Source organism: Acidovorax sp. KNOB132 (assembly GCF_057541515.1).
On sequence record NZ_BAAJYT010000313.1, the window covers coordinates 1 to 3,865 of the forward strand.

Here is a 3,865-nt window from a genome sequence, read left to right on the forward strand (position 1 = left end):
GGCCGGGCGACGGCGGCGGGCGCCAGGGCGACGCGGGCCGCCCGCCCCGGGGCGGTGACCAGAAAGCCCTCTGCCGCCAGTTGCTCGTAGGCCGCGGTGACCGTGGTGCGCGACACCGCCAGGTCCGTGGCCAGGGCCCGGGTGGACGGGGCCCGCGCGCCGGCGGCCAGCGTGCCGTCGGCGATCTGCGCGCGCAGCAGGTCGTAGATGCGGCGGCCGGTGCCGGGCGGGGCAGGGGGGTGGAACTGGTCCATTGAAATGGTGAAGAACTGGCTCTTCGGATTGTGCCGGTTCTGCATGACAGTCTCGTGCACCGCATTCCGACCGAGCCCCACCCATGTACATCCCACCGCATTTCGCCGAAAACCGGCCCGAAGCCCTGCAGCGCCTCCTGCGCGAGCACCCCCTGGGCACCCTGGTCACCCACGGCGAAGGGGGCCTGGACGCCGACCACCTGCCGTTCGAGTTCGACCCGGAGGTGGGCCCGTTCGGCCGGCTGTCGGCCCATGTGGCCCGCGCCAATCCGCTGTGGCAGCGCTGCCCCACGGGCACGCCGGTCATGGTGGTGTTCCACGGACCGCAGTCCTATATCTCGCCCAACTGGTATCCGAGCAAGCACGAGTCGCACCGCCTGGTGCCGACCTGGAACTACGAGGTGGTGCATGCGCACGGCGTGCTGACCGTGCACGACGACGAACGCTTCGTGCGCCGCATCGTGGCGCGCCTGACGCGCCAGCACGAGGCCGCCGAGCCCCGGCCCTGGAAGATGGGCGATTCGTCGCCCGAGTTCATCAACGGCCTGCTGCAGCACATCGTGGGCATCGAGATCGCGCTCACCGCGCTGGTGGGCAAGTCCAAGCTGAGCCAGAACCGCGAGGCGCGCGACATCGCCGGCGCCGCCGACGCGCTGCAGTCGCGCGGCCAGGGGGACCTGGCCGGGAGGATGCGCCCGCCGTCCGCCCCCTGACGGGTGGGTGGCCGCGAGCGCCCCCGGCCGCTTGACCTGGGCGCTCATGGCACCATGTGGTCCATACCACCCCGGGCATTTCGCCACGGGGGTGCCGGAATGGCCCCTGCCCAGGAATCGGATTGCAATGAAGACCATCGACGAGATGCTGAACCTTGACCTGCTGACCCACGAGCAGCATTTCCAGATCAGTGCATGGATCGCGCGCTCCAGCTCACCGGAGGACATCCTGCAGATGCCCGCGCCGTTGTGGCAGGCGGTGGAGCGCGCCAGCCAGACCATGGGCGTCAACGAAGACCTGCTGCGCCCTCCGGCGCTGGATGCCGGAAACGCCGCGCTTCCCTGACGTGCCGCGGGCCCTGCGCTGCCGGCCGCGCCTCAGCGCAGCACGCGGCACTGGCCGAATTCGCAGCGGATCGCCAGGGCGTCGCCGTTGCTGCAGGGCACGGTGTAGGTCTCGAAACCCGGTCCCTTGGCGGCCAGCCAGGCCATGGGCGTGGCGGTGCAGGACTGGTCGCGTGCAAGGCGCTCGGCATTGAACGTGTCGGTGCCGATGGCGCGCGCGGGCAGGGGCGTGTAGTCGGCGTGTGCCGAGCGGGCGGGCTGGTTGGGCTCCAGCACGGCGGCCACGGCCGGGTAGGTGCTGCCGGCGTATCCGCGCCCGGCCATGCAGTTGGCGACGATGCCCTGGCGCCGCTCCAGCGCCTGCACGCCCTGCGTGGCGCCGAGCGCCCCGCCGATCAGCGCCGAATCCTGCACCGCGTTGCGGCTGCCGCCCAGCGCCCAGACCACGGTGGCGGCCAGCACGGCGCCGGCGACCAGGCCGTCCACGGTCTCGCTGGCCACCCCGATCTGGCTGGCGTAGCGCTGGCAGTCGGCCAGATCGGCCGCCTGGCGCGCGGGATCGGCGGGATGACCCGCGCTGCCGGGCGCGCCGAGCGAGAGGCTGTCCGCGCCGCGCGTGGCACAGCCGGCCAGGAACAGGGCCAGGACGCAGAGGGACAGCTTGCGCATCGAAAACTCCTTGCGGATCGGTCGTACACCCGGCAGCAGGCCTGCAAGGCACCGGGCGCCGGCCCAGGGGCATTGGACAGCCAAACCGCTCCCGCTGCCAAGCCCCCGCCCCGGGTGCTCCGCACCATTGCCCAGGCCCAGTGCCCGACAATGCGCCCCATGACGATCCCCACGAAGAAAACCCTCCTGCCCCTGCAACTGCTGGTGCACCCGGACAAGAACGATCCCAACCCCCTGGTCCTGTACCACGGCCGCTGCGCCGACGGCTTCGGTGCCGCGCTGGCCGCCTGGCGCTACTACGGCGGCCAGGCCGAGTGCGTGGGCCTGTCGCACGGGCAGGTGCAGTCGGTGGACGACCTGCCCGCGCTCGAAGGCCGGGCGGTGTACATCCTCGACTTCTCTTTCGCGCCGGACATCCTGGGCGCCATCGACGAACGCGCCGCCAAGCTGGTCATGCTGGACCACCACAAGAGCGCTGCCGAAAAGCTCACCGGCTTTGCCTGCCGCTGCGGCGTGGTGCACTTCGACATGGACAAGTCGGGCGCGCGGCTGGCGTGGGAGTTCTTCTACCCCGACACCCCGCTGCCCGACCTGGTGCGCTACGTGGAAGACCGCGACATCTGGGCCTGGGCTTACCCCGAGAGCGCCGGCTACCTGGCCGCGCTGGACATGGAGCCCTTCGACTTCGCGCGCTGGGAGGCCATCGCCGCGTTCACGCCCGAGCAGTCTGCCGCCTTCGTCGCCCGCGGCAACGCCATGGACGAGAAGTTTCGCCACCTCGCCGCCGATGTGGCGGGCGGCGCGCAGCCGATCACGTTCAACGGCAAACAGGGCCTCATGGTGAATGCCCCGGGCGCCTTCCACAGCCTGATCGGCGAGATGCTGTCCAAGCAGTGCGGCACGTTCGCGCTGATGTGGATCGTCAGCAAGGAGGGCAAGGTGAAGGTGGGCCTGCGTTCGCAGCGCAACTTCGACTGCTCGGTGCTGGCCGAGAGCATGGGCGGCGGCGGCCATGCACAGGCCTGCGGGTTCCGCATGGGGGCGGAGCGCCTGCCCGAGCTGCTGAGCGGCGTGTTCGATGCAGCGGCGTTCCCCGCTCCGGCGGCCGGGGCCGGAACGGCCGCCTGAGCCGGCCCCCAGGTGCGCCGGCCCGGCCTCAGGCCAGCTTGAGGTCGCGTGGCCGGGTCTGCGGGAACACGCGGGCCAGGGCCGCGGGCGACAGCCCGTAGGTGCGGGCGAACAGGCCGCCCAGCACGGCGCGGTAGTCGTTCAGAACGGGATAGTCGCGGTTCTGGAACAGGGTGGTGGCCGTCAGCGCCTGCTGCTCGCCCGCGATGCGCCCGCCCGCGATGCCCCCGCCCAGCACCCACATCACGCTGCCGTGGCCGTGGTCGGTGCCGCGGTTGCCGTTCTCGCGGAAGGTGCGGCCGAACTCGCTGATGGCGACGACCGTGGTGCGGTTCCACGCCGGCCCCATCTCGTCGGCGAAGGCCGCGAGGCCCCGGCCCAGCTCCTCGAAGCGGTTGGCGAGAGCGCCCGTGGCGTTGCCCTGGCCCACGTGCGTGTCCCACCCGCCCACGTCCACGAACCCCAGGTTGTAGCGCGACTGCATCAGCCGGGCCATGCGGCGTGCCGTGCCTTCGAAGCCCTTGGTGCTCAGCGCGTTGCGGCTGGCGGCGTCCATCTCGCCCTGCATGGTGCGCGCCACCTCGTCGCGCGTCTGAAAGCCTTCGGCCACGGCGGCGGCCAGCGGGGTGCCCCCGTACATCGAGGCGATCAGCCCGGCCTGCCGGTCGTCGATGCCGGGCTTGGCCGCGCCCGCGGCGCCCAGGGCGGTGTTGGGCACGTCATAGCCGCCACGCAGCACCAGCGGCAGCGTGTCGG

Annotated in this window: 6 protein-coding genes; 3 read left to right on the plus strand and 3 right to left on the minus strand. The window is 71.9% G+C overall.

All coding sequences use genetic code 11. From position 1 onward, the window contains the following. Positions 1–254, minus strand: a 254-nt coding sequence (locus AC27IO_RS21585) for a GntR family transcriptional regulator (protein WP_498740692.1), incomplete at its 3' end; no start/stop codon positions are given. A gap of 83 nt (positions 255–337) precedes the next feature. Here AC27IO_RS21585 and AC27IO_RS21590 point away from each other — a divergent pair. Together AC27IO_RS21590 and AC27IO_RS21595 are read left to right on the plus strand one after the other, a co-directional pair. Continuing rightward, the gene (locus AC27IO_RS21590; RefSeq protein WP_284403473.1) at positions 338–967 is read left to right on the plus strand and encodes an FMN-binding negative transcriptional regulator; all 630 of its coding nucleotides are present in this window, start codon (positions 338–340) and stop codon (positions 965–967) included. A 127-nt stretch (positions 968–1,094) separates the two neighbouring features. Continuing rightward, entirely contained in the window at positions 1,095–1,313 is a 219-nt protein-coding gene (locus AC27IO_RS21595; protein WP_272564024.1) for a hypothetical protein, read from the plus strand. Between the two features lie 32 nt (positions 1,314–1,345). Here AC27IO_RS21595 and AC27IO_RS21600 read toward each other — a convergent pair whose 3' ends face one another. After that, positions 1,346–1,981 (minus strand): glycine zipper family protein, encoded by a 636-nt coding sequence (locus AC27IO_RS21600; RefSeq protein WP_498740686.1) that lies wholly within the window; start codon positions 1,979–1,981, stop codon positions 1,346–1,348. A 159-nt stretch (positions 1,982–2,140) separates the two neighbouring features. Here AC27IO_RS21600 and AC27IO_RS21605 point away from each other — a divergent pair, with 159 nt between their 5' ends. Continuing rightward, complete coding sequence (locus AC27IO_RS21605) at positions 2,141–3,109, plus strand: DHH family phosphoesterase (RefSeq protein WP_498740688.1); 969 nt, start codon at positions 2,141–2,143, stop codon at positions 3,107–3,109. A 28-nt stretch (positions 3,110–3,137) separates the two neighbouring features. Here the strand turns inward: AC27IO_RS21605 and AC27IO_RS21610 are convergent. Continuing rightward, positions 3,138–3,865 (minus strand): DUF1501 domain-containing protein (locus tag AC27IO_RS21610; RefSeq protein ID WP_498740690.1); only part of this gene is annotated, 728 nt, incomplete at its 5' end.